The organism is Streptomyces sp. NPDC031497, from assembly GCF_055580905.1.
Window position 1 is genome coordinate 320,928 of record NZ_JBVIKO010000005.1, and the last position, 21,609, is coordinate 342,536.

Sequence of the window (21,609 nt, forward strand, 5' to 3'; positions counted from 1 at the left end):
CCGGACGGAGTTCAGCTACCGATGGCCTTGACATAGTCGACGTAGAAGTCCTTGATCTGGTGGGTCTTGAGGTCGAGGTGTTCGAGGATGGTGTAACGGCCGGGCCGGGTCTCCGGGGCGAACTCCACGACCCGGACGAACTCGTCCACGGTGAAGCCGATCTCCTCCGGCAGCACCGGCAGTCCGTGCCGGCGCAGCACATCGGCCATGTACACGGACTGCTCGTGGGCTCCGCGCAGGTACATCGCGAAGGCCGCGCCGAGCCCGCACTGCTCGCCATGGCTGGCGGCACGCCTCGGGAACAGCAGGTCGAAGGCGTGGTTGATCTCGTGGCAGGCGCCGGAGGACGGGCGGGAGTCGCCCGACACCGACATGGCGATACCGCTGAGCACCAGCGCCTCGGCGAGCACCTGGAGGAAGTCGTTCTCCCCGATGCCGCCGGGGTGGCGCAGCACCGCCTCGCCGGCCTGCCGGGCCATGGCGGCCGCCAGACCGTCGATCTTCTCGCCGTTGACGCGGTGGGACAGTTCCCAGTCCGCGATCGCCGAGATGTTGGAGACGGCGTCCCCGATGCCGGAGCGCACGAAGCGTGCCGGGGCCTCTCGGATGACGTCGAGGTCGATGACGACCGCGATCGGGTTGGGCACGCCGTACGAGCCGCGGCCCGCGTCGTTGTCGAGGGTGGCGACCGGCGAGCACAGACCGTCGTGCGCGAGGTTCGTCGGCACGGCGACCAGGGGCAGGCCCACCCGCGCGGCCGCGAACTTGGCACAGTCGATGATCTTGCCGCCGCCGAGGCCGACGACCGCGTCGTAGCGGCCTGCCTTGATCTCGCCGGCCAGCCGGATCGCGTCGTCGAGGGTGCCGCCGCCGACCTCGTACCAGGTGGCACCGGGCAGGCTCGGCGAGACGCGCTCGCGCAGCTTGGTGCCGGAGCCGCCGCTGACGGCGACGGCGAGCCGGCCGGAGTGCGAGATGCGCTCGTCGGCGAGCACGCTCGCGAGGTCGTCGAGGGCACCCGGGCGGATGTCGACGACGACCGGCGAGGGGATCAGCCTGGTCAGTACTGGCACGCGATCTCCCGTCCCCGGGCCAGATCGTCGTGGTTGTCGATCTCGACCCACCGGATGTCGCCGATGGGGGCCACGTCGATCCGGAAGCCGCGGTTGACCAGCTCCTGGTAGCCGTGCTCGTAGAACTGCTGCGGGTCGCTCTCCCAGACCGTCCTGAGCGCGTCGGCGAGCTCGGGGGCCGCGTCGCCCTCGATGAGGGTGACGCCGATGTACTCGCCGGTGGCCTCGGCGGGGTCCATCAGCTTGGTGATCTTCGTCATGCCCTGGCCGGCGCCGACGACGACCTTCATCTCCTCGTCGGCGAGGTCCTTGACCGTGTCCAGCGCCAGGATGATCCTCTTGCCCTCGCCGCGGGCGGCGAGCAGCGTCTTCTCGACGGAGACCGGGTGCACGGTGTCGCCGTTGGCGAGGATCACGCCGTCCTTGAGGACGTCACGGCCGCACCACAGGGAGTAGGCGTTGTTCCACTCCTCGGCCTTGTCGTTGTCGATGAGGGTGAGCTTGAGGCCGTACTTCGCCTCCAGGGCCGCCTTGCGCTCGTACACGGCCTCCTTGCGGTAGCCGACGATGATCGCGACCTCGGTCAGGCCGATCTCGGCGAAGTTGCCGAGGGTCAGGTCGAGCACCGTGATCGAGTCCTCTATCCCGGCAGGCCCCACCGGCACCAGCGCCTTGGGCAGGCTGTCGGTGTAGGGGCGCAGACGCCGTCCGGCGCCGGCCGCCAGCACGAGGCCGATCATGCGGGTTCTCCTTCATCGTGTACGGCGGGCGCCCCTGCGGACGCCCAGAAGCGGATGCTCTCGACGAGCACCAGCCCGGCCACGACCACGGCCAGGACCGTGAGCGCGACCTTGAACTGCGCGGCGGTGAGCACCGCGGCCACCACGGTGACCAGCAGCGTCCGCCCCTCCTGCCCCCCGACGGCACGTACCAGCCAGGCCGGCGGCGCCCCGGCGTCACCGCGGATGCGGTACACCGTGTCGTAGTGATGGTAGGCGACGGCGGCCACCAGCCCGAAAGCCGCGGGAAGGGTTCCGTTCACCCCGGATTTGCTTGCGAGGACGAGAACGGTGCCGTATTCGGCGGCCCGGAACAGGGGCGGGACCAGCCAGTCCAGGGCGCCCTTGAGGGGGCCGGCCAGGGCCCGGCCGGAGGCGACGGCGTAGACGAAGGCGCCCACGACCGGCGCCCAGGTCACCCCGGAGAGAAGGGAGGCGGTGAGAACCGCCACTCCGGCGAGCGCCAGCACGAGCGGTTGGCCGAGCGGGGTACGCCCGCCGGTGCGGGACACGAATCCCGCGAGGGGGCCGTTGTCGGCCAGGTCGGCGAGCGCCTGCGCCGCCCGGTCGGTTCGCTTCGCCTTCCGGGTCAGCGAGCGCAGCACCCGCCCGGCCGTGGTGTAGGTCGCCGCGAGGGCGCAGCCGACCAGCAGCACGTAGAAGGTGATCCGCGGGGTCGTCACCGCGGTCAGGACGGCTATCAGTGCCCATCGTTCGCCGATGGGCAGGACTATCATCCGGCGCACCCAGACCGTCCAGCCGACGCTGTCGAGCTTGTCGGAGAGGGCCGCGGTGGGGCTGGTGTTGGCGGTGGCGTCGTGGTTGGCCTCGTTGAAGGAGAAGTCGACCACGTGCCGGCAGGTCTGCAGGATCATCGCGCCGAGGGCGAGGGCCCATACGTCGTCGCCGCCCCGGGCCGCGCCGAGGGCGAGGCCGGCGTAGTAGGCGTACTCCTTGGCCCGGTCGAAGGTGGCGTCCAGCCAGGCGCCGAGCGTGGAGTACTGCAGGGAGTAGCGGGCGAGCTGGCCGTCGGTGCAGTCCAGGACGAAGGACGCGATGAGCAGCACGCCCGCCGCGACGAACCCGGCGCGGGTGCCGGTGGCCGCGCAGCCCGCCGCGATCAGGGCGGTGAGCAGGGAGGCGGTGGTGACCTGGTTGGGGGTCAGACCGCGCCGGGCGCACCAGCGGGCGAGGTAGCGGGAGTAGGGGCTGATGAAGAAGGTGGTGAAGAAGCCGTCACGGGACTTCACGGCCGACTTCAGGCGTACGGCCTCGTCGTCGACGGCGGCGACGGCCTGCCGTGCCTCGTTGCGGGCCTGCGGGTCGGCGGGGACGGCGGCGACCAGACTGCCCAGCTCGGGGCGGTGTACGTCCGCGTCCAGGGCGGTGACGAGGCCGTCGACGGCCAGGTCGGTGCCGCCGCCGGCGGCCTCCCGGGCCAGCGCCCCGCTCAGCGCCTGACGCCCGGCCGGCTGGGCGGTGACGGCGCCGGGGATCGCGGCGAGCGGGAAGCGCGGGTCGGTGAGGCCGAGGCGCAGGGCGTGTACATGGCCGACGAAGCGGGCGTCGACGACGGCGACCCGCCGGTCGGCGGGCACGGCCGCGAGGAGGGCCGCGGTGTCGGCGCTGTCCGAGGCCGTGCGCACCTCGAAGCCGAGCGCCCGCAGATCGCTCTCCAACGACGATCCGGGGACCGGCTGGCCGGTGACGATGGCGGTCGGCAACCGAACTCACTCCCTGGGTGCCGGCGCACGGCGCCGGTCTACTGCGTGGTGGGGCGCGGTGTGCCTGGTGGCCCCCGGGCGGCATTCGGCAGAGGCTATCCGATGGTGAGGAATGCTTGTTCACCGGCCGTTCACGGCGCGGACGACCCACTCTGCCCCGGCCTTTGCCGAGATCATCATCCGTGATCCGGGCCCCGGCCCACAAACCGCGCCGACAGAACGGGCATTGAGGACATGGCCTCCTGCGGCACGGACGGACGCCGACCGGCCACCCGGGATGGCCGCCCGCTCACGACGGGCAACTGAGGGTGCCCTGACCTGGGATTCGTTTCCGCAGGTCAGGGCACATGACAACGGTGTTCACTGCCGCGTTGCCCGATACCTCCCGCCCGTAGTTCACTGTGATCCCGGGCGGAACAGAGGAGGCGTATCTCATGGGGGCAGGGCACGACCACGGCCACACCCACACCCACGCGCCGGCCACCGGCACGGCCGCGGCGGCCTTTCGCGGGCGGCTTCGGGTGGCGCTCGCCATCACCCTCGGGGTCATGGTGGTCGAGATCGCCGGCGGTCTGCTGGCCGACTCGCTCGCGCTGATCGCGGACGCCGCCCACATGGCGACCGACGCGCTGGGCCTCGGCATGGCGCTGCTGGCGATCCACTTCGCCAACCGTCCGGCGAGCACCAACCGCACCTTCGGCTACGCCCGCGCCGAGATCCTGGCGGCCCTGGCCAACTGTCTGCTGCTGCTCGGTGTCGGCGGCTATGTGCTGTACGAGGCGGTCCAGCGGTTCGTGACGCCCGCGGACACGCACGGCGGCCAGATGATCGTGTTCGGGCTGATCGGCCTGGTCGCCAACATGATCTCGCTCACGCTCCTGGTGCGCGGCCAGCACGAGAGCCTGAACGTGCGCGGCGCCTTCCTGGAGGTGGCGGCCGACGCGCTGGGCTCGCTGGCGGTGCTGATCTCGGCCGTGGTGATCCTGACCACCGGCTGGCAGGCGGCCGACCCGGTCGCCTCGCTGGTCATCGGCCTGATGATCGTGCCGAGGACGGTGAAGCTGCTGCGCGAGACGCTGGACGTCCTGCTGGAGGCGGCACCCAAGGACGTGGACATGGCGGACGTGCGGTCGCACATCCTGGCGCTGGACGGCGTACTGGACGTGCACGATCTGCACGCCTGGACGATCACCTCGGGGCTGCCGGTGCTGTCGGCGCACGTGGTGGTCCGCTCGGAGGTGCTGAACGCCATCGGCCACGAGAAGATGCTGCACGAGCTGCAGGGCTGTCTCGGCCACCACTTCGACGTGGAGCACTGCACCTTCCAGCTGGAGCCGGGCGGGCACGCGGAGCACGAGGCCCGGCTCTGCCACTGACCGCGCCCCGGCCGGCCCCTCCGGCCACCGGAACGCACCGGTCCGGGCTCCCCCGGCGTCCTTGTGTTCGACACCCCCGGACGGTTCCCGTTCGCACCCGTAGGGCACGATCAACTACCGGGTCCCTCTTCCGGCGTGCCCGTGCCGGGAAGTGCCGGGAGTGTCGGATTCGTACGGCAGACTTGGTACGAAGACCGAGGCGAAGGATGGGTATGCCGATCACACCTGCCACCGCGACGCACAGCACGTCGGAGGGCACAACGGACGCGATCTTGCTTGAACTCGTCGACGAGAAGGGTGTGACCATCGGGACCGCGGAGAAGCTGGCCGCGCATCAGCCACCCGGGCAGCTGCACCGGGCGTTCTCGGTCTTCCTCTTCGACGAACAGGGCAGACTCCTGCTCCAGCAGCGCGCGCTGGGCAAGTACCACTCCCCCGGTGTGTGGTCCAACACCTGCTGCGGCCACCCGTACCCCGGTGAGGCCCCCTTCGCGGCGGCGGCCCGCCGCACCTTCGAGGAGCTGGGGGTCTCCCCGTCCCTGCTCGGCGAGGCGGGCACGGTCCGCTACAACCACCCGGACCCGGCCTCCGGACTGGTCGAGCAGGAGTTCAACCACCTCTTCGTCGGCATGGTGCAGGCGCCGCTCTCGCCGGACCCGGAGGAGGTCGAGGAGACCGCCTTCGTGACGGCCGCCGAGCTGACCGAGCGGCACGCCCGGGACCCCTTCTCGTCGTGGTTCATGACCGTGCTGGACGCGGCCCGTCCGGCGATCAGGGAACTGACGGGCCCGTCCGCCGGGTGGTGAGCCGCCTCACGGCAGCGACGCGGGTTTGAGCGGCAGGGCGGCCCAGATCACCTTGCCGCCGCTCGATGTGTGTTCCACGTCCACGACTCCGCCCGCCTCCCTCGCCACCTCCCGCACCAGCAGCAGCCCCCGGCCGCCGGTCTGGCCGTGATCGGCCTCCAGAGCGGTCGGGCGATAGGGGTGGTTGTCCTCCACCGACACCCGCACCCACTCGGCGCCGACGGCGACCTCGACGGCGAGCACCGGCGACAGCAGCGCCGCGTGCTTGACCGCGTTGGTGACCAGCTCGGAGACGATCAGCAGCAGCCCGTACACCAGGTCCTCCGAGACCGGGACGCCCTGGCGCTGAAGCAGGTCCCGCACGGCACGCCGCGCCTGCGGGACCGAGGCGTCCACGGCGGGGGCGGTGAACCGCCAGACTCCCTCGTACGGCAGCGGATCCGGCGGCGGAGCACCGCCTCCCTCTGGACGCGGGTCGTGCCCACGCCCGTGGTTCTCCATGGTCCGGTCGCCACCCTCGCGCTCGATTGTCACCACACGACGAGTGTTGGCAACGACCCCCTCCGCCCCGGATGCCTGAACACAAGTCAGCAACTATCGAACGATTCTGACCGTCCACGTATGACAAGGTCGGTTGAGGGACTGGTCCTGTTCCACTAAAGCCGACTTCGCGCACTTTTACGGTTGTACTGCAACCCCTGAGGCAGGACCGCATCGATCCCCGGCTCCGTCACGCCGATAACATCCCGGCCATGGAGCCCCACCTCTCCCACCAGGTCACCGACGCCGTGGCCACGGTGGTCATCCACAACCCGGCCAAACGCAACGCGATGACCGCGGCGATGTGGCGAGCCCTGCCGCCCCTCCTGGACGAGCTGTCGGCCGACCCGGGCGTCCGGGTCCTCGTGCTGACCGGCGAGGGCGGCACCTTCTGCGCCGGCGCCGACATCTCCACCCTCCAGGGCTCCCCCGCCGAGGCACAGGCCCTCGCCTGCACCGCCGAGGAGGCGCTCGCCGCGTTCCCCAAGCCGACCCTCGCCGCGGTCCGGGGCCACTGCGTCGGCGGCGGCTCGCAGCTCGCCGCCGCCTGCGACCTCCGGTTCGCCGCGGAGGGCGCCCTCTTCGGCGTGACCCCGGCCAAGCTCGGGATCGTCTACCCGGCCTCCTCCACCCGCCGGCTGGTCTCCCTGGTCGGCCCCGCCGCCACCAAGTACCTGCTGTACTCCGGCGAGTTGATCGGCACGGAGCGGGCGTTGCGCACCGGCCTGGTCGACGAGGTGCTGCCCGAGGGCGAACTGGCGGAGCGGGTCGCCGAGTTCAGCCGGATCCTGGTCGCGCGCTCCCAGCTGACGCAGGCGGCGGCGAAGGAGTTCGCGAACGGCCGTACCGACCGCGACGGGCACTGGACGGAGCAGGCGCGCGGCAGCGGCGACACCGCCGAGGGCGTCGCCGCGTTCCTGGAGCGCCGTCAGCCGCGGTTCAGCTGGGCTGTCCCTGGCCGAGGATGAACCGGCTCCTCGAGCGGAGCAGTTCGACGACCTCGGCGGGCGCCTTCTGCGGGGAACCCGCGTCGTAGGGCGGCTGCGGGTCGTACTCGATCCCGAGCTGCACGGCCTGGGCGACGGCGTCTCCGGCGATCCTGCCGAGCAGGGCGAGGCCCATGTCGATGCCGGAGGAGACGCCGGCCGCGGTGACGTACTTGCCATCGGTGACGATCCGCTCCCCCGTCGGCTCGGCGCCGAACCTCCGCAGCTCGTCGAGAGCCAGCCAGTGCGAGGTGGCGCGGCGCCCGTCGAGGAGACCGGCGGCGGCGAGCAGCAGGGAGCCGGTGCACACGGACGTGGTCCAGGTGCTGGTGGCGTCGGCGGCGCGGATCCAGTCGAGGAGCGCCCGGTTCTTCATCTGCGGGGTCTGGCCGGGGCCGCCCGGGACGACCACGACGTCAGGGTGGGGCACCTCGGCGCAGGTCTTCTCGGCGACCAGGGCGAGGTTCCCGTTGTCGGTACGGACGGGACCGGCTCGCTCGGCCACGAAGACGACCTCGGAGTCCGGGAGCCGGCCCAGGGTCTCGTACGGTCCCACCGCGTCGAGGGCGGTGAAACGGTCGTAGAGGACGATCGCGATCTGCATGGCTCTCCTATCCGGGTCGACCGACGGGTGCCGGCCGGAATCTGCGCCGATATTCGGCGGGTGTCGTGCCGAGGGCCTTGAGGAAGGCACGGCGCATCGCTTCGGGCGTGCCGTAGCCGCTTGCCCGGGAGACCTCCTCGACGCCGTCGCCGGTGTCCTCCAGGAGCCGGCGGGCGTGTTCCAGCCGTACCCGGTCGACGTAGCGGCCGGGCGTCATGCCGGTCTCGGCCTGGAAGGCGCGGGCGAAGTGGCGGGGCGAGAGGGCCGCGCGGGCGGCCAGCGCCTCGACGCCGAGCTCGCCGTCCGGGTGCTCGCTGATCCACCGCTGGACCTCCCGCAGCGGTTCACGCTGTGCGGTCTGGGCGGCGAGCTGCACGCTGAACTGGGCCTGGTTGCCGGGCCTGCGCAGGAACACCACCAGGTGCCGGGCGACGGTGAGCGCCACGTCCCGGCCCAGGTCCTCCTCGACGAGGGCGAGCGCCAGGTCGATGCCGGAGGTGACGCCGGCCGAGGTGGCGACCCGGCCGTCCCGGACGTAGATGGGGTCGGGATCGACGTCGACGGCCGGATGGTCGCGGGCCAGTTTGTCGCAGTACGCCCAGTGGGTGGTGGCCCGGTGGCCGTCCAGGAGTCCGGCCGCGGCGAGCAGGATGGCGCCGGTGCAGACGGAGACGAGCCGTCCGGTGCGCGGCCCGTGCTCGCGCAGCCAGTCGACCAGGGCCGGGTCGGGGCGCCGGGTGCCCTGTCCGCCGGGCACGAGGAGCGTGTGCGGCTCGGACGCCTCGGCCAGGGCCGTGTCCGGTACGACGGTCAGGCCGCTGGAGGTGCGCACGGGTGCGCCGTCCAGGGAGGCCGTACGGATGCGGTAGCTCCCCGGGGTCTGGACCTCGGCGCCTGTGAAGACCTCCACGGGGCCGGTGACGTCGAGGCTCTGGACACCGTCGAAGAGGACCACGAGAACGGTTCGCTGCGCCATGTCATCGATTGTTCGCGGGCGCGGCGATGGCCGCAATGACGAGCTTCCCACCTTTTCTGCCACGGTGGACCGAACACTCTGCCGTCGGGTCGGGCACGACACTGGAGTCCGTACCGACCAGTCGGTAACGTGCTCGCCATGACCACTGCCGTCCTGGAGCCGCGCGCCGGCCGCCGTTGCCACACCCTGCTCAACTCCCTGCACGCGACCCACTTCTTCAGCCCCGAGCTGGCCGAGGAACTGGCCGCGCTAGGGGTGACCCACCCACGGGCCGTCAACTTCGCGGTGCGGGCCGCCGCGTTGGGGCCGGTCGGGCCCGGCACGGTCACGGCCACGTTCTACAACTACAAGTACGAGCTGGTGGCCCGGCATGTCCCGGCCGTCTGGGAGACCGCGTCGCCCGGCGACGTCCTCGCCGCGCGCACGCGTGCCGTCGATGCCTCCCTGCGGCGGCTGCTCGGCGCGGACGCGGTGGCCTCCGACGGGATGGCCGAGGCCGCGCGGCTCGCGCTGCGCGCCACCGAGGCCTGCTCCCGCCCCGGCCGGCCGCTGTACGCGGCACACGCGGACCTGCCGGTGCCCGAGGAGCCCCACCTCGCCTACTGGCACGCGACCACGCTGCTGCGCGAGCACCGCGGCGACGGGCACCTCGCGGTGCTCGTCGCGGCCGGTCTCGACGGGCTGGAGGCGGTGGTGACCCACACCGCGACCGGCAAGGGCATGAACCCGAAGTGGGTGCTCGCCACCCGTGGCTGGAGCCAGGACGACTGGGACGCGGCGGTGCGGCGGCTGCGGGAGCGCGGACTGCTCGACGCGGCGGGCGAGCTGACCGAGGCGGGAGCGGCCCTGCGGGCGGGGATCGAGACGGAGACGGACCGGCTGGACCGGGCGCCCTACGAGCACCTGGGGGCCGATGGGGTGGCCCGGCTGACCGACCTCGCGAAGGGGTTCGCGGGGGCGGCTCTCGCCGCGGGGGCCTTCCCGGCGGATCTGGTCGGCAAGGGGTGAGCTGAGCGCCGTTACGGCGGATTGAGGAGACAGGTGGGGCACGCGGGGTGCGACTTCGTGTCGCGGAAGGGTGCCCTGGGGCCCGGTTGTCGGTGTCACCTGCCACAATTGCCGCGCAACCTCAGTGGAGAAGGCGGTACGGGATCGTGACGACACCCGGGTCCCTGGTTCCAGGGTCCATCGAAGGCAGGATCGCCGAGGAGCTCGGCGTACGGGAGCGGCAGGTCAAGGCTGCCGTGGAGCTGCTCGACGGCGGTTCGACGGTGCCCTTCATCGCCCGCTACCGCAAGGAAGCGACCGAGATGCTCGACGACGCGCAGCTGCGCACGCTCGAGGAGCGGCTGCGCTATCTGCGGGAGCTGGAGGAGCGCCGGACGGCGATCCTGGAGTCGGTGCGCGAGCAGGGCAAGCTCACCGAGGAGCTGGAGGCGCAGATCCGGGGCGCCGAGACCAAGGCGCGGCTGGAGGACATCTACCTGCCGTACAAGCCGAAGCGGCGGACCAAGGCGCAGATCGCGCGGGAGGCCGGCCTGGAGCCGCTGGCCGAGGGGCTGCTCGCCGACCCGACGGTGGATCCGTCGGCCGCGGCCGCCGCGTTCGTGGACGCCGACAAGGGCGTCGCCGATCCGCAGGCCGCCCTGGAGGGTGCCCGCGCGATCCTCACCGAGCGGTTCTCGGAGGACGCCGACCTCATCGGTGAGCTGCGCGAGCGCATGTGGGTGCGCGGCCGGCTCGCCGCGAAGGTACGGGACGGCAAGGAGGAGGCGGGCGCCAAGTTCGCCGACTACTTCGACTTCGCCGAGCCGTTCACCGAGCTGCCCTCGCACCGCATCCTGGCGATGCTGCGCGGTGAGAAGGAGGAGGTCCTCGACCTCGTCCTGGAGCCGGAGGAGCCGACCGAGGGCCCGTCCTCGTTCGAGGGGATCGTCGCCCACAGGTTCGGGATCGCCGACCGCGGCCGCCCGGCCGACAAGTGGCTGACCGACACGGTCCGCTGGGCCTGGCGCACCCGCCTCCTCGTCCACCTCGGCATCGATCTGCGGCTGCGGCTGCGTACGGCGGCCGAGGACGAGGCGGTCGACGTCTTCGCGGCGAACCTGCGCGACCTGCTGCTCGCCGCCCCGGCCGGCACCCGCGCGACGCTGGGCCTGGACCCCGGCTTCCGTACCGGCGTGAAGGTCGCCGTCGTCGACGCGACCGGCAAGGTCGTCGCCACCGACGTCATCTACCCGCACGTCCCGGCCAACAAGTGGGACGAGGCGATCGCCAAGCTCGCCCGTCTCGCCACCGAGCACGCGGTCGAGCTGATCGCGATCGGCAACGGCACGGCGTCCCGCGAGACCGACAAGCTCGCCGGTGAACTCATCACCAAGCACCCGGAGTTGAAGCTCACCAAGGTGATGGTGTCCGAGGCGGGCGCGTCCGTGTACTCGGCGTCCGCGTTCGCCTCCCAGGAGCTGCCGGACATGGACGTGTCGCTGCGTGGCGCCGTCTCCATCGCCCGCCGGCTCCAGGACCCGCTCGCCGAGCTGGTGAAGATCGACCCGAAGTCGATCGGTGTCGGCCAGTACCAGCACGACCTGTCCGAGGTGAAGCTGTCGCGCTCGCTGGACGCGGTGGTCGAGGACTGTGTGAACGGCGTGGGCGTCGATGTGAACACGGCGTCGGCCCCGCTCCTGTCCCGGGTCTCCGGCATCACCTCCGGGCTCGCCGAGAACATCGTGACCCACCGGGACACCAACGGCCCGTTCACCTCCCGCGGCCAGCTGAAGAACGTGGCACGGCTCGGTCCGAAGGCGTACGAGCAGTGCGCGGGGTTCCTCCGCATCCGAGGCGGCGACGACCCGCTGGACGCGTCGAGCGTCCACCCCGAGGCGTACCCCGTCGTACGGCGCATGGTGAAGGAGTCGCACCAGGAGGTGGCCGCGCTCATCGGCAACACGGGCGTGCTGCGCTCGCTGCGGCCGGGCGACTTCGTGGACGAGAAGTTCGGTCTGCCGACCGTCACCGACATCCTCAAGGAGCTGGAGAAGCCGGGGCGCGACCCGCGTCCGGCCTTCAAGACGGCCACGTTCAAGGAGGGCGTCGAGAAGATCTCCGACCTGTCCTCCGGAATGGTCCTGGAGGGTGTCGTCACGAACGTGGCGGCGTTCGGGGCGTTCATCGACGTCGGCGTCCACCAGGACGGTCTGGCGCATGTCTCCGCGCTGTCGAAGACATTCGTCAAGGACCCGCGGGAGGTCGTGAAGCCGGGTGACATCGTCAAGGTGAAGGTCCTCGACGTGGACATCCCGCGCAAGCGGATCTCGCTGACGCTGCGGCTGGACGACGAGGCGGCGCCGCAGGGCGGCGGCCGGCAGGGCGAGGGCGGCGAACGGCGCCAGCGCGGCGGGCGTCCGCCGCAGCAGCGGCAGCAGCAGGGCGGCGGGCGTGGCGGCCAGGGCCAGGGCGGCGGTGCGCGGCAGGCGCCGGCGCCTGCCAACAGTGCGATGGCTGACGCGTTGCGCCGGGCCGGGTTGCTGGACGGCGGGAAGAAGGGGAAGCGCTGACCATCCCTTCCGGGGGTCGTGGGGAACTGCGGGTCGGTTGTGGCTGGTCGCGCAGTTCCCCGCGCCCCTGAGGGGGCGCGTCAGACGTAGCCGCGCCGCTGGACGAAGCCGAGGGCGAGGCCGCCCAGCGGGACGTTGAGCCAGAACGTGAGCAGCCGGTAGACCAGGACCGCCGAGGTGGCCGGGCCGGCCGGCACTCCGAGCGCAGTCAGGCCCGCGATGAGGCCCGCTTCGAGCGCACCTAGCCCGCCGGGGACCGGGGCCGCGTTGGCGAGCAGGCGGGCCGCCATGTAGGCGGCGCCGAGCTGGACGAAGGGAAGGTCTCCGCCGAGCGCGTGCAGGCTGAGGGCGAGGCCGACGACCTGGACGAGCGGCAGACCCAGCATGCCGACCACGCCGAGGGCGAGTTTCGCGGGATCGGCGGCGATCCCGGTCAGCGTCGATCCGGCCGCGCGCAGGAACGGCCAGACCTTCTCACGCAGGAAGCGGCGGCCCGGCGGGGTGAGGGCGAGCAGCCCTCCGGCGGCCAGCACCACGGCGATCACGGGCAGGGTGTACGACCCGGCGGGCAGCTCCAGGTGCACCCCGCCGTGGCGCTGTCCGGCGGCGGTGAAGAACACGGTGGCGACCACGATGTTGGAGACCGCGCCGGCCAGGCTCTGCAGCCCGACGGAGACCGTCGCCGCGCCGGTCTCGATCCCTGTCTTCTGCAGGAAGCGCAGGTTCAGCGCCATGCCGCCGACATTGCCGGGGGTGATCCGGTTCAGGAAGGAGCTGGCGAACTGCACCTGGTAGGTGGCCCGGAACGGCAGCCGCCCGGGGATGGTGCCGAGTTGCAGACAGGTCGAGAAGGCCTGGGAGACGAAGGTGACGGGGACGACCGCGAGCAGCCACCACCAGTTCGCGTCGCGCAGGGCGTGGACCGCGGCCGGGGCGTTGGCGAGCTGCGGCAGCACGAGATGCAGGACCAGGAACGCGCCGGCCAGGCCCAGGACGCTCTGCCAGGTGAACCGGGCGAGCCGGGCCGGCTTGGCGGCCGGGGCGTCGCACGCCGTGCGTACCTCGGCGGCGAGGTCGTGCATCAGGTTCGGCCGTCCGCCGGGGCGCAGGGTGCGGCGCCGGACGCCCGCCGCGGCTTCCCGGGCGCGGGCCTGGTCGTAGCGGGCCACCTCGCGGCGCGCGGGGCCGATCAGGGCGAGCGGTTGCAGATACGGCAGCGCGCTCGCCAGCCGTTGCGGACCGAGGCCGGCCAGGGCGCACGCCGTGGCGCGGACCGCTCCGACGCGGACGGCGGTGGTGGCGAGCAGTTCCGCGACATCGCTGCCCAGTGTCTCGGGCGGCGCGTTCAGCTGCGCCCGGGCGAACGCGGTGAGCCGGGGCCTGCCGTCCGGTGCGACGAGGATGTGTTCGGGGCGCAACGCCCGGTGCGCCAGCCGGTGTTCCTGAATGCGGGCCACGGCCGCCCACACCTCGCCGAGCAGTGTGTCGGTCAGTTCCTCGGCGGGGAGCGCGGACAGCGGGCGGGTGTCCTGCCCGACGGTCACCACGACCGCCCCGCCGCCGGTCACCGGGTAGGCGATGACCGGTTCGGCGACCCGGGCGCCGGTGCGGGCGGCGAAGACCAGCATGAGCAGTTCGTGTTCGGCGGCGCCGAGCGGTGTCTGCTCGCCGGGGTCGGCCGGGTGCCGCAGCAGGGTGCGCCGGGCGAGCCGGTGGAACAGGTCGCGGTTGCGGTCCTCGGCGGCCAGCGCGCGTACGGTCAGCCGCGCGCCCTCGGTGGTCTCCGCGCCGTAGAGGAGTCCCTCACCGGGGAGTTGACGGTCCGCCGGGAGTTCGTGGAGGGCGGCGAGCGGGATCCCGCAGGCGACGAGGGCGTCGGCGACGGCCTGGGCCGGCGGGCGGTCGGCCGGGCCGCCGGCGAGCAGCAGGACGGCCGATCCCGCGGTGCCGCCGACGACGAGCGCCCCGAACGCGTCCAGCGGGACGAGCGAGGCGGCCAGCACACCGAGCACGGCGCACCCGACGGTCAGGGCCCACAACGCCCGCCGCCACGGCCGTGCCAGCCAGGGGCCCGCGGCGACGACCGCCGAGGCGCAGGCCGCCAGGTACACGCCCGACGGCCAGCCCGCGTGCACCAGTCCACCGCGGCCGACCAGCACCTCCGGCCATGACTCGGGTCTGCTCTCGGCCAGCGCGACCCGGGTGAGCGCCCAGCCGACGGCCGTGCCCAGGGCCGCTGCGGGCAGCACCCTGGACACCGCGTCGAACCGCCGCCGTACGACGAGGACGACCAGGGCCGCCAGTGGCCCGAGCATGGCGATCACCTGAAGGGTGCCGACCAGTCCGTCGCGCAGGTCCGGCGGCAGCGCGGTGGCCGCGGCGAGCAGGCCCTGCTGCGCCCGGCGGGCGAAGTCGCGGGTGGCGACCGCCAGCAGCACCGTCACCGCGAGGGCGGCCAGGGAGACCAGCAGCCGCAGCAGGTCGGCGGCGCGGCGCACGTCGTGCGGCGGCCGGGCGTCGACGACGGGGGCCGCCGCGCCGTCCTCGGCCGCGCCCACGATGTCCGAGGACAGCAGGATGCCGTGCCGGTCGGTCATGTTCCGCCGCCGGCGGGGATGCGAGGACGGCCCATGCGCGGACTCCTTCGGGCACAGGTCCGGCACGCCCGGACGCCCGCCCATGGTTCCATGCGGAATCGGGTTCGCGCCTCGGTCAGATGACTGTACGCAGACGCAGTTGTCCGACGTTCACGTGCCCGCGGGCGGCTCGGTGGTGCCGTTCATCCGGGCGCGGTTCTCCGCGAGCAGTTCCTGGACGCGCCGTTCGACCTCCGCGGGGTCGACGCCGAGGGCGCGGCCCATGTGGATGGACCACACCTCCGAGCGGACGTTGGTCTCGAAGTCCAGGTCGGCCCGGACGTTCTCGCGGGCGGCCTGGCGGTTCTGGCTCACCATCACGAAGGTGGAGAGGAAGATCGCCTCCAGACTGACGATCATGGTGAGCAGTCCGAAGGGGAACGGGTCCCATATCGCGTCGTCGCCGAACACGCCCTCGTTGCACACGATCCAGACCGCGAACCACAGCGCGTGCAGATAGACGAACGTCATGGTTCCGGCGAAGGCGGTGATGGCGTCCGCGATCCGGTCCTGGGTTCCGCGCATCCGCGCGACGACGTCCTGTTCGTGCACGATGCGGACTGACGGCCGTTTCGGCGCTGCACTCATGGGCTCTCCCCTGCCTCGTGATCCGCGTCGGGTCGCAGCGTACGGGGAGGGGGCCGAGGGCGCGGTAGGGGGTGCCGGGTTCGGTTGGGCGGCGGGTGCGGGTGAGTGGGGGGGTGCTCGCGCCCACGCGGCGGAGCCGCATATCGGTACCGCCCCGCGCCCCTTACGGGGCGTGTTCCATCACTTTGCCCGCCTCGACCTGCAGGCGGCGGGTCACTCGGATCGCGTCCAGCATGCGGCGGTCGTGGGTGACCAGGAGGAGGGTGCCCTCATAGGTGTCGAGGGCGGATTCCAGTTGTTCGATCGCGGGCAGGTCGAGGTGGTTCGTCGGCTCGTCCAGGACGAGGAGGTTGACGCCGCGGCCCTGGAGCAGTGCCAGCGCCGCACGGGTCCGCTCCCCCGGTGACAACGTCGCCGCGGAGCGCAGGACATGGTCCTGCTTGAGGCCGAACTTGGCGAGCAGGGTGCGGACTTCGACCGGCTCGGTGTCCGGGACGGCCGCGCAGAAGGCGTCCAGCAGAGCCTCGGTGCCGTGGAAGAGCTTGCGCGCCTGGTCGACCTCGCCGACGACGACTCCGGAGCCGAGCGCGGCGTGCCCCGCGTCCAGCGGCACCCGGCCCAGCAGGGCGGCCAGGAGCGTCGACTTGCCGGCCCCGTTCGCGCCGGTCACCGCGACCCGGTCGGCCCAGTCGATCTGCAGGGAGACCGGCCCGAAGGTGAAGTCACCACGCCGTACCTCCGCGTCCCGCAGGGTGGCCACCACGGCGCCGGAGCGCGGGGCCGCCGCGATCTCCATCCGCAGCTCCCACTCCTTGCGCGGCTCCTCGACGACGTCCAGGCGTTCGATCATGCGCTGGGTCTGGCGGGCCTTCGCGGCCTGCTTCTCGCTGGCCTCGCTGCGGAACTTGCGGCCGATCTTGTCGTTGTCGTTGGACGCCTTGCGCCGGGCGTTCTTGACACCCTTGTCCATCCAGGAGCGCTGCATCTGGGCCCGGTCCTGGAGGGCGGCCCTCTTGTCGGCGTACTCGTCGTAGTCGTCGCGGGCGTGCCGGCGGGCCACCTCGCGTTCCTCCAGGTAGGCGTCGTAGCCGCCGCCGAAGAGGTTGATCCGGCCCTGGGCGAGGTCGAGTTCGAGGACCTTGGTGACCGTGCGGGTGAGGAACTCGCGGTCGTGGCTGACGACGACCGTGCCGGCGCGCAGGCCGGTCACGAAGCGTTCGAGCCGTTCCAGACCGTCCAGGTCGAGGTCGTTGGTCGGCTCGTCGAGCAGGAAGACGTCGTAGCGGGAGAGGAGCAGGGAGGCGAGGCCCGCGCGGGCCGCCTGGCCGCCGGAGAGGGAGGTCATCGGCTGGTCGAGGTCGACGGCCAGGCCCAGGGAGTCGGCGACCTCCTCGGCCCGCTCCTCCAGGTCCGCGCCGCCGAGGCCGAGCCAGCGCTCCAGGGCGGTGGCGTACGCGTCGTCGGCGCCCGGTGCCCCGTCGACCAGGGCCTGGGTGGCCTCGTCCATCACACGCTGTGCCTCGGCGACGCCGGTGCGGCGGGCGAGGAAGGCGCGCACGGTCTCGCCGGGCCGGCGCTCGGGCTCCTGGGGCAGGTGGCCGACGGCCGCGGCCGGCGGGGAGAGCCGCAGCTCGCCCTCCTCGGGTGCGGTGAGTCCGGCGAGCAGCCGGAGCAGCGTGGACTTGCCCGCGCCGTTGGCACCGACCAGACCGATCACGTCCCCGGGCGCGACGACGAGGTCGAGCCCGGAGAAGAGCGTGCGGTCGCCGTGCCCGGCGGCGAGGTTCTTGGCGACGAGGGTGGCAGTCATCAGAACGCCGATCCTAATGCGCCGGTGAGCACACCCTCAGCCGGGTTTCGTCCCCCGGTCAGCGCGCGACGGCCTGCACCAGGACGCTCCCGGAGGTCCGGGCCACGACGTAGGACCCGCCCTTGGCCGTCCTGCCGTCGAGCGGGATGCGGTGGCTGCCCGGTTCCAGGACGCCGTCGAAGAGGTCCTGGGAGTGGAGGCGGGAGAGGCGGTCCAGGCGGTACGCCGTGAGCTGGACCCGGCAGGGTGAGGTGACCTCGATGCCTGCCGCGCCGTCGGCGGCGACCAGGTGGGTCAGGCGGCGCTGTGGGAGCGGGCTGCGGTCGAGGGCGTGTTCGATCTGGGCGACGAGGAGGGGGACGATCGGGGCGAGCCCGTCGACGCAGGCGACCTCCACTCCGGCCCGGTCGAACGCCTTGCGTACGGCGGCCCGCTCGGTCTCGCCGACCGTGGGGCCGAAGGCCACGGCACCGTAGCCGCGGAGTTCCTCGGCGGGGACGCCGTCGGCGTCGCGGGTGATGTCGGCGCCGATGCCGATGGTGCGCAGGGCGGCGGCCAGCTTGGCCAGGAGGGCGACGCGGGCGCCGATCAGCAGGACGCGGCGGCCCGGCGGGGGGCCGGAGGCTTCGAGGAGGGCGCCGAGGGCCTCACGGTACTCGGGGCCGGGGAAGCGGAAGGGGCCGATGCCGTGGTAGCCGTTGAGCTCCAGGTCGGCGTGTTCGTCGGTCTGCCAGGCGAAGTCCCGCCAGACGTAGTCGTCGCCGTCCCGCTCGATGACCGCGGTGACCGCGCCGCAGGCCAGGTCCTCGCACTCGGGGCAGCCGTAGATGACGTACCGGTCGTCGGGCAGCGGTGCGGCGGACTCCAGTAACAGGCTGCGGACCTGGGCGGTGAAGATCGCGGGCGGGATGTCGGAGGCGAGCGGGGAGACGGCGTCCAGGTCGGAGAGCTGGAACAGCAGCGGGGACCCGTCGACGACGAAGTCCACGAAGTCCCGGTGGACCTGGTAGCCGCCGTCGGCGCGGACACCGCCGGCGCGCATCGCCGGGGCCAGGCCGAAGGTCGCGTATGCGGCAGACATGCTGTGAGTATCCCCAGAGCGGGACGATCTGAGCGCGGCATGACATATTCCGCTACCGTCCGGCCATGGACCGTGAGCTGGGTGACGAAGTGATCGTGGTCGGTGGCGGGGTCGTCGGCCTGACCACGGCGGTGGTGCTGGCCGAGGGCGGGCGCCGGGTCCGGGTCTGGGCGCGGGAGAGCGGCGAGCGTACGACCTCGGCGGTCGCGGGTGCGCTGTGGTGGCCGTATCGTATCGAGCCGGAGCGGCTGGTAGGCGATTGGGCGCTCGAATCCCTCACCGTGTACGAGGGCTTGGCGGCGCGGTCCGCGCAGACGGGCGTACGCCTGGTCGAGGGTGTACACGACGGGCTGCGGCTGGACGAGCTGGGGCCGTGGGCCGCCCGGGTGCCGGGGCTGGCCGACACGGCCGAAGGGCTCTCGGCGCGGCTGCCGTTGATCGACATGCCCGTCCATCTTGCCTGGCTGCGGGAGCGGTTGGAAGAGGCGGGCGGGACGGTCGAGGAACGGGTGGTGCGCGGACTGGGCGAGGTGCGGTCGGCGGTGGTGGTGAACTGCACCGGGCTCGGGTCCCGTTCGCTGGTTCCCGATCCGGCGGTGCGTCCGGTGCGCGGGCAGCTGGTCGTGGTGGAGAACCCGGGCATCACCACCTGGTACACCTCTGCCGAGGAAGCCGCGGGGGGTCCGGAAGGAGAGGCCGAAGGGGGTGTCTCGGCCTACTTCTTCCCGCAGCCGGGAGGGCTGGTGCTCGGAGGCACGGCGCACGAGGACGCCTGGTCCCTGGAGCCGGATCCGGACATCGCGGCCGGGATCGTGGCGCGGTGTGCGGCGGTGCGGCCGGAGATCGCCGGGGCGCGGGTGCTGGGGCACCGGGTGGGGCTGCGGCCGTACCGGGACGCGGTCCGGCTGGAACGTGAACTCCTGCCGGACGGGCGGGTGCTGGTGCACAACTACGGGCACGGCGGAGCCGGGGTGACGGTGGCCTGGGGGTGTGCCCGTCAGGCGGCCGGGCTGGTGGAGCCGGGCCCGGCCGCCTGAGCGGTCAGCTCGCGGGGACGCGCGCCACGGTGCGCGGGACGCGCACGCCGGTCAGGGCGCCCGCCTCGGGAGCGGTCCAGCGCGCGGAGGTCGCGCGGGCGAAGGCGGCCGCTCCGCCGACGAGCGGGACCCTGGCCGCGGTGCGGGACAGGTCCAGGGTGAGCGTCGGGGTGCTGGACGGCGGGTCGATGAGGTCCTTGTCCGTGCCCGCGACGATCAGCGCCAGCCGGTGCCCCTTGGGTACGACGTGGTCGGTGGCGGCCAGGTCGAGGGTGATCGTGTACTTCTTGCCCGGGGTGAGCGGGACGCCCTTGCCGGGGTCGGCGTAGGTGCCGAGGTCGGCCCAGCCGCGGCTGAAGACCGTGTAGTCGACGGCCTTGGTCTTGGCGGCGGTCTTCAGGAAGCAGGCGCTGTCGCCGGCCGTGCTCTCGCCCCAGCAGGTGCGGTCGGTGAGGGTGGTGATGCCCTCGGCTGCGTCGGCGTAGTCCCGGACGGTGTCCGGGCCGAGGTCGACCAGGACGGCGGTCAGGTGGGCCGTCGAGGTGGTCGGGCTGGCGGTCACCGTGACCTTGGAGGAGCCGGACAGCCGCAGGTCGTGCGTGAGCGGCGCGGTGAGGAAGCCGGCCTTGTCCGAGGTCGGGGTGGCGATCTGGGCGGCCCAGTCGGTCTCGCTCTGCTTGGGGTCGTCGGTGAACGTCTCGGCGCCGGAGCTCCGGCTCAGGCCGAGGGTGCCCACACCCGCCTGGGTGCCGGTGGCGGGGCGCAGGGTGGTGGCCGTGGTGCCGCGCGGCGGCCAGACGGCGGAGGTCACCCACTGGTCGGGGTGGCGTTCGACGTCGGCCATCGGCTCGCGGTCGATGCCGTTGTCGTAGCCGAGGAGTTCATGGTCGAACCAGCGGTGCAGGGTGTCGACCCAGGCGCCGCGCCGGTAGTCGAAGGGGTCGACGTGCCCGGTCTGGGAGAGCCAGATCTTGCGCTCGACGCCGTTCTTGGCGAGCGCGTCCCACCACTGGCCGAAGTGCTTGGTGCGGACGTTGAGGTCCTGCATGCCGTGCACGAGGAAGACGCTGGCCTTCACCTTGGACGCGTTCTTGACGTAGTCCCGCTCGGTCCACAGACCGGTCCAGTCGCCGGTGCGCGGCGCGCCGTCGATGAGCTTCTGCTGGACGGCACCGCACTTGGCGTAGGCGTCGTCGCTCTCCACCGCGCCCGCCAGCCAGTCGGGGCCTGAGTCGTAGAGCGGGGCGCCCTGGGCGAAGTAGTAGTCGTACCAGGAGGAGATGGCGCTGATCGGGACGATCGTCTTGAGGCCCTTGACGCCGGTGGCGGCCACGCCGTTGGCGATGGTGCCGTCCCAGCTCTTGCCGATCATGCCGGTCTTCCCGTTGGTCCAGCTCGCCTTGACCGCGGTGGTGCCGGTGCGGCTGCTGTAGGCCTTGGCGCGGCCGTTCAGCCAGTCGACGACGGCCTTCGCGGACTGGATGTCCGAGCGGCCGCCGACGTCGACACAGCCGTCGGAACGGTTGGTACCGGCCAGGTCGACGCCGACGACGGCGTAGCCGCGGGGCACGAAGAAGTTGTCGTAGAACAGCGGCATCTGGACGACGTTCCCGTTGGCGTCGTACGTCTTGAGCTGGCTCTCGTTGCCGCGTCCGCAGCAGGAGTAGTACGGGCTGGCGTCCATGATGACCGGCACCTTGCGGCCCTGCGCGGCGGGTTCGGCGGGCCGGACGATGTCGGCGGCGACGCGGTCGGTCTTCCCGTCGCCGTCGGAGTCGAGGCCGGTGTCCACCCAGACGGCCTCGCGGATGGCGTCGGCGTAGGAGTACACCGGCCGGCTCTCGTGCGGGGCCGCTCCGGCCGCCTGGGCGGCGACCGGGCTGAGGAAGGCGGCCGTCAGGGCTGCGACGGCCGCGAGGACGAACGGTCTCCAGATCGTGAAGCGCGTGCGTTTCGGCATGCGGCGGACGCTACCCCGGGCAACTCCTGTACAGAAGAGGGCGCCTGAGGGACCGGCAGAACTGATTGCGGCCGAA

At 72.5% G+C, this 21,609-nt stretch carries 17 protein-coding genes; 6 read left to right on the forward strand and 11 right to left on the reverse strand.

The window, feature by feature from the left end:
* Nucleotides 1–11: 11 nt before the first annotated feature.
* From ACZ5K7_RS12855 to ACZ5K7_RS12865, 3 genes are read right to left on the reverse strand one after another with little or no spacing between them, the layout of a single operon-like run.
* Nucleotides 12–1,073 (reverse strand): iron-containing alcohol dehydrogenase family protein, encoded by a 1,062-nt coding sequence (locus ACZ5K7_RS12855; RefSeq protein WP_351705526.1) that lies wholly within the window; start codon nucleotides 1,071–1,073, stop codon nucleotides 12–14.
* Complete coding sequence (locus ACZ5K7_RS12860) at nucleotides 1,061–1,813, reverse strand: phosphocholine cytidylyltransferase family protein (RefSeq protein ID WP_351705523.1); 753 nt, start codon at nucleotides 1,811–1,813, stop codon at nucleotides 1,061–1,063. Before ACZ5K7_RS12860 ends, ACZ5K7_RS12855 begins: the two co-directional genes overlap by 13 nt.
* On the reverse strand, nucleotides 1,810–3,576 hold the full coding sequence (locus tag ACZ5K7_RS12865) for a DUF5941 domain-containing protein (RefSeq protein WP_351705520.1): 1,767 nt from the start codon (nucleotides 3,574–3,576) through the stop codon (nucleotides 1,810–1,812). Before ACZ5K7_RS12865 ends, ACZ5K7_RS12860 begins: the two co-directional genes overlap by 4 nt.
* Before the next feature lie 434 nt (nucleotides 3,577–4,010).
* Here ACZ5K7_RS12865 and ACZ5K7_RS12870 point away from each other — a divergent pair, with 434 nt between their 5' ends.
* Nucleotides 4,011–4,952, forward strand: coding sequence for a cation diffusion facilitator family transporter (locus ACZ5K7_RS12870; RefSeq protein ID WP_468912995.1), 942 nt, complete (start codon nucleotides 4,011–4,013; stop codon nucleotides 4,950–4,952).
* Nucleotides 4,953–5,164: 212 nt separating this feature from the next.
* On the forward strand, nucleotides 5,165–5,758 hold the full coding sequence (idi, locus tag ACZ5K7_RS12875; RefSeq protein ID WP_351705514.1) for an isopentenyl-diphosphate Delta-isomerase: 594 nt from the start codon (nucleotides 5,165–5,167) through the stop codon (nucleotides 5,756–5,758).
* 6 nt (nucleotides 5,759–5,764) lie between these two features.
* Here the strand turns inward: idi and ACZ5K7_RS12880 are convergent, their stop codons facing one another.
* Complete coding sequence (locus ACZ5K7_RS12880; RefSeq protein WP_351705812.1) at nucleotides 5,765–6,259, reverse strand: ATP-binding protein; 495 nt, start codon at nucleotides 6,257–6,259, stop codon at nucleotides 5,765–5,767.
* Between the two features lie 251 nt (nucleotides 6,260–6,510).
* Here ACZ5K7_RS12880 and ACZ5K7_RS12885 point away from each other — a divergent pair, with 251 nt between their 5' ends.
* On the forward strand, nucleotides 6,511–7,266 hold the full coding sequence (locus ACZ5K7_RS12885; protein ID WP_468912997.1) for an enoyl-CoA hydratase/isomerase family protein: 756 nt from the start codon (nucleotides 6,511–6,513) through the stop codon (nucleotides 7,264–7,266).
* Here ACZ5K7_RS12885 and ACZ5K7_RS12890 read toward each other — a convergent pair.
* Together ACZ5K7_RS12890 and ACZ5K7_RS12895 are read right to left on the reverse strand one after the other, a co-directional pair.
* A complete protein-coding gene (locus tag ACZ5K7_RS12890; protein WP_468912999.1) occupies nucleotides 7,238–7,888 on the reverse strand; it encodes a DJ-1/PfpI family protein in 651 nt (216 codons plus the stop codon). The genes ACZ5K7_RS12885 and ACZ5K7_RS12890 overlap by 29 nt on opposite strands.
* Before the next feature lie 7 nt (nucleotides 7,889–7,895).
* Nucleotides 7,896–8,864, reverse strand: coding sequence for a GlxA family transcriptional regulator (locus tag ACZ5K7_RS12895; RefSeq protein WP_468913001.1), 969 nt, complete (start codon nucleotides 8,862–8,864; stop codon nucleotides 7,896–7,898).
* 138 nt (nucleotides 8,865–9,002) lie between these two features.
* Here ACZ5K7_RS12895 and ACZ5K7_RS12900 point away from each other — a divergent pair, with 138 nt between their 5' ends.
* Nucleotides 9,003–9,872 carry an SCO6745 family protein gene (locus ACZ5K7_RS12900; protein WP_468913003.1) on the forward strand — a complete coding sequence of 290 codons (870 nt, stop codon included), beginning with the start codon at nucleotides 9,003–9,005 and terminating at the stop codon, nucleotides 9,870–9,872.
* 146 nt (nucleotides 9,873–10,018) lie between these two features.
* On the forward strand, nucleotides 10,019–12,421 hold the full coding sequence (locus tag ACZ5K7_RS12905; protein ID WP_468913005.1) for a Tex family protein: 2,403 nt from the start codon (nucleotides 10,019–10,021) through the stop codon (nucleotides 12,419–12,421).
* 80 nt (nucleotides 12,422–12,501) lie between these two features.
* Here the strand turns inward: ACZ5K7_RS12905 and ACZ5K7_RS12910 are convergent, their stop codons facing one another.
* The 4 genes from ACZ5K7_RS12910 to ACZ5K7_RS12925 form a co-directional block, all read right to left on the reverse strand.
* On the reverse strand, nucleotides 12,502–15,102 hold the full coding sequence (locus ACZ5K7_RS12910) for a flippase-like domain-containing protein (protein WP_468913007.1): 2,601 nt from the start codon (nucleotides 15,100–15,102) through the stop codon (nucleotides 12,502–12,504).
* A gap of 66 nt (nucleotides 15,103–15,168) precedes the next feature.
* Complete coding sequence (locus ACZ5K7_RS12915) at nucleotides 15,169–15,645, reverse strand: DUF1003 domain-containing protein (protein WP_450973050.1); 477 nt, start codon at nucleotides 15,643–15,645, stop codon at nucleotides 15,169–15,171.
* A gap of 163 nt (nucleotides 15,646–15,808) precedes the next feature.
* Nucleotides 15,809–17,455, reverse strand: coding sequence for an ABC-F family ATP-binding cassette domain-containing protein (locus tag ACZ5K7_RS12920; protein ID WP_468913010.1), 1,647 nt, complete (start codon nucleotides 17,453–17,455; stop codon nucleotides 15,809–15,811).
* A 58-nt stretch (nucleotides 17,456–17,513) separates the two neighbouring features.
* Entirely contained in the window at nucleotides 17,514–18,536 is a 1,023-nt protein-coding gene (locus ACZ5K7_RS12925) for an oxidoreductase (RefSeq protein ID WP_468913012.1), read from the reverse strand.
* Between the two features lie 65 nt (nucleotides 18,537–18,601).
* Between ACZ5K7_RS12925 and ACZ5K7_RS12930 the strand changes: the two genes are divergently transcribed.
* Nucleotides 18,602–19,573 (forward strand): FAD-dependent oxidoreductase, encoded by a 972-nt coding sequence (locus ACZ5K7_RS12930; protein ID WP_351705484.1) that lies wholly within the window; start codon nucleotides 18,602–18,604, stop codon nucleotides 19,571–19,573.
* A gap of 4 nt (nucleotides 19,574–19,577) precedes the next feature.
* On the opposite strand, the gene ACZ5K7_RS12935 is transcribed toward ACZ5K7_RS12930, so the two are convergent.
* Nucleotides 19,578–21,533: a Xaa-Pro dipeptidyl-peptidase gene (locus tag ACZ5K7_RS12935; RefSeq protein ID WP_468913014.1), complete on the reverse strand. Its 1,956-nt coding sequence runs from the start codon at nucleotides 21,531–21,533 to the stop codon at nucleotides 19,578–19,580.
* Nucleotides 21,534–21,609 lie beyond the last annotated feature (76 nt).

What these genes read in the sequence shown, in the direction of transcription:
- ACZ5K7_RS12895 (WP_468913001.1), bottom strand. Translation starts at nt 8,864, where the DNA reads ATGGCGCAGCGAACCGTTCTCGTGGTCCTCTTCGACGGTGTCCAGAGC.
- idi (WP_351705514.1), top strand. Translation starts at nt 5,165, where the DNA reads ATGCCGATCACACCTGCCACCGCGACGCACAGCACGTCGGAGGGCACA.
- ACZ5K7_RS12860 (WP_351705523.1), bottom strand. Translation starts at nt 1,813, where the DNA reads ATGATCGGCCTCGTGCTGGCGGCCGGCGCCGGACGGCGTCTGCGCCCC.
- ACZ5K7_RS12935 (WP_468913014.1), bottom strand. Translation starts at nt 21,533, where the DNA reads ATGCCGAAACGCACGCGCTTCACGATCTGGAGACCGTTCGTCCTCGCG.
- ACZ5K7_RS12920 (WP_468913010.1), bottom strand. Translation starts at nt 17,455, where the DNA reads ATGACTGCCACCCTCGTCGCCAAGAACCTCGCCGCCGGGCACGGCGAC.
- ACZ5K7_RS12925 (WP_468913012.1), bottom strand. Translation starts at nt 18,536, where the DNA reads ATGTCTGCCGCATACGCGACCTTCGGCCTGGCCCCGGCGATGCGCGCC.
- ACZ5K7_RS12915 (WP_450973050.1), bottom strand. Translation starts at nt 15,645, where the DNA reads ATGAGTGCAGCGCCGAAACGGCCGTCAGTCCGCATCGTGCACGAACAG.
- ACZ5K7_RS12870 (WP_468912995.1), top strand. Translation starts at nt 4,011, where the DNA reads ATGGGGGCAGGGCACGACCACGGCCACACCCACACCCACGCGCCGGCC.
- ACZ5K7_RS12880 (WP_351705812.1), bottom strand. Translation starts at nt 6,259, where the DNA reads ATGGAGAACCACGGGCGTGGGCACGACCCGCGTCCAGAGGGAGGCGGT.
- ACZ5K7_RS12930 (WP_351705484.1), top strand. Translation starts at nt 18,602, where the DNA reads ATGGACCGTGAGCTGGGTGACGAAGTGATCGTGGTCGGTGGCGGGGTC.
- ACZ5K7_RS12900 (WP_468913003.1), top strand. Translation starts at nt 9,003, where the DNA reads ATGACCACTGCCGTCCTGGAGCCGCGCGCCGGCCGCCGTTGCCACACC.
- ACZ5K7_RS12910 (WP_468913007.1), bottom strand. Translation starts at nt 15,102, where the DNA reads ATGGGCGGGCGTCCGGGCGTGCCGGACCTGTGCCCGAAGGAGTCCGCG.
- ACZ5K7_RS12885 (WP_468912997.1), top strand. Translation starts at nt 6,511, where the DNA reads ATGGAGCCCCACCTCTCCCACCAGGTCACCGACGCCGTGGCCACGGTG.
- ACZ5K7_RS12890 (WP_468912999.1), bottom strand. Translation starts at nt 7,888, where the DNA reads ATGCAGATCGCGATCGTCCTCTACGACCGTTTCACCGCCCTCGACGCG.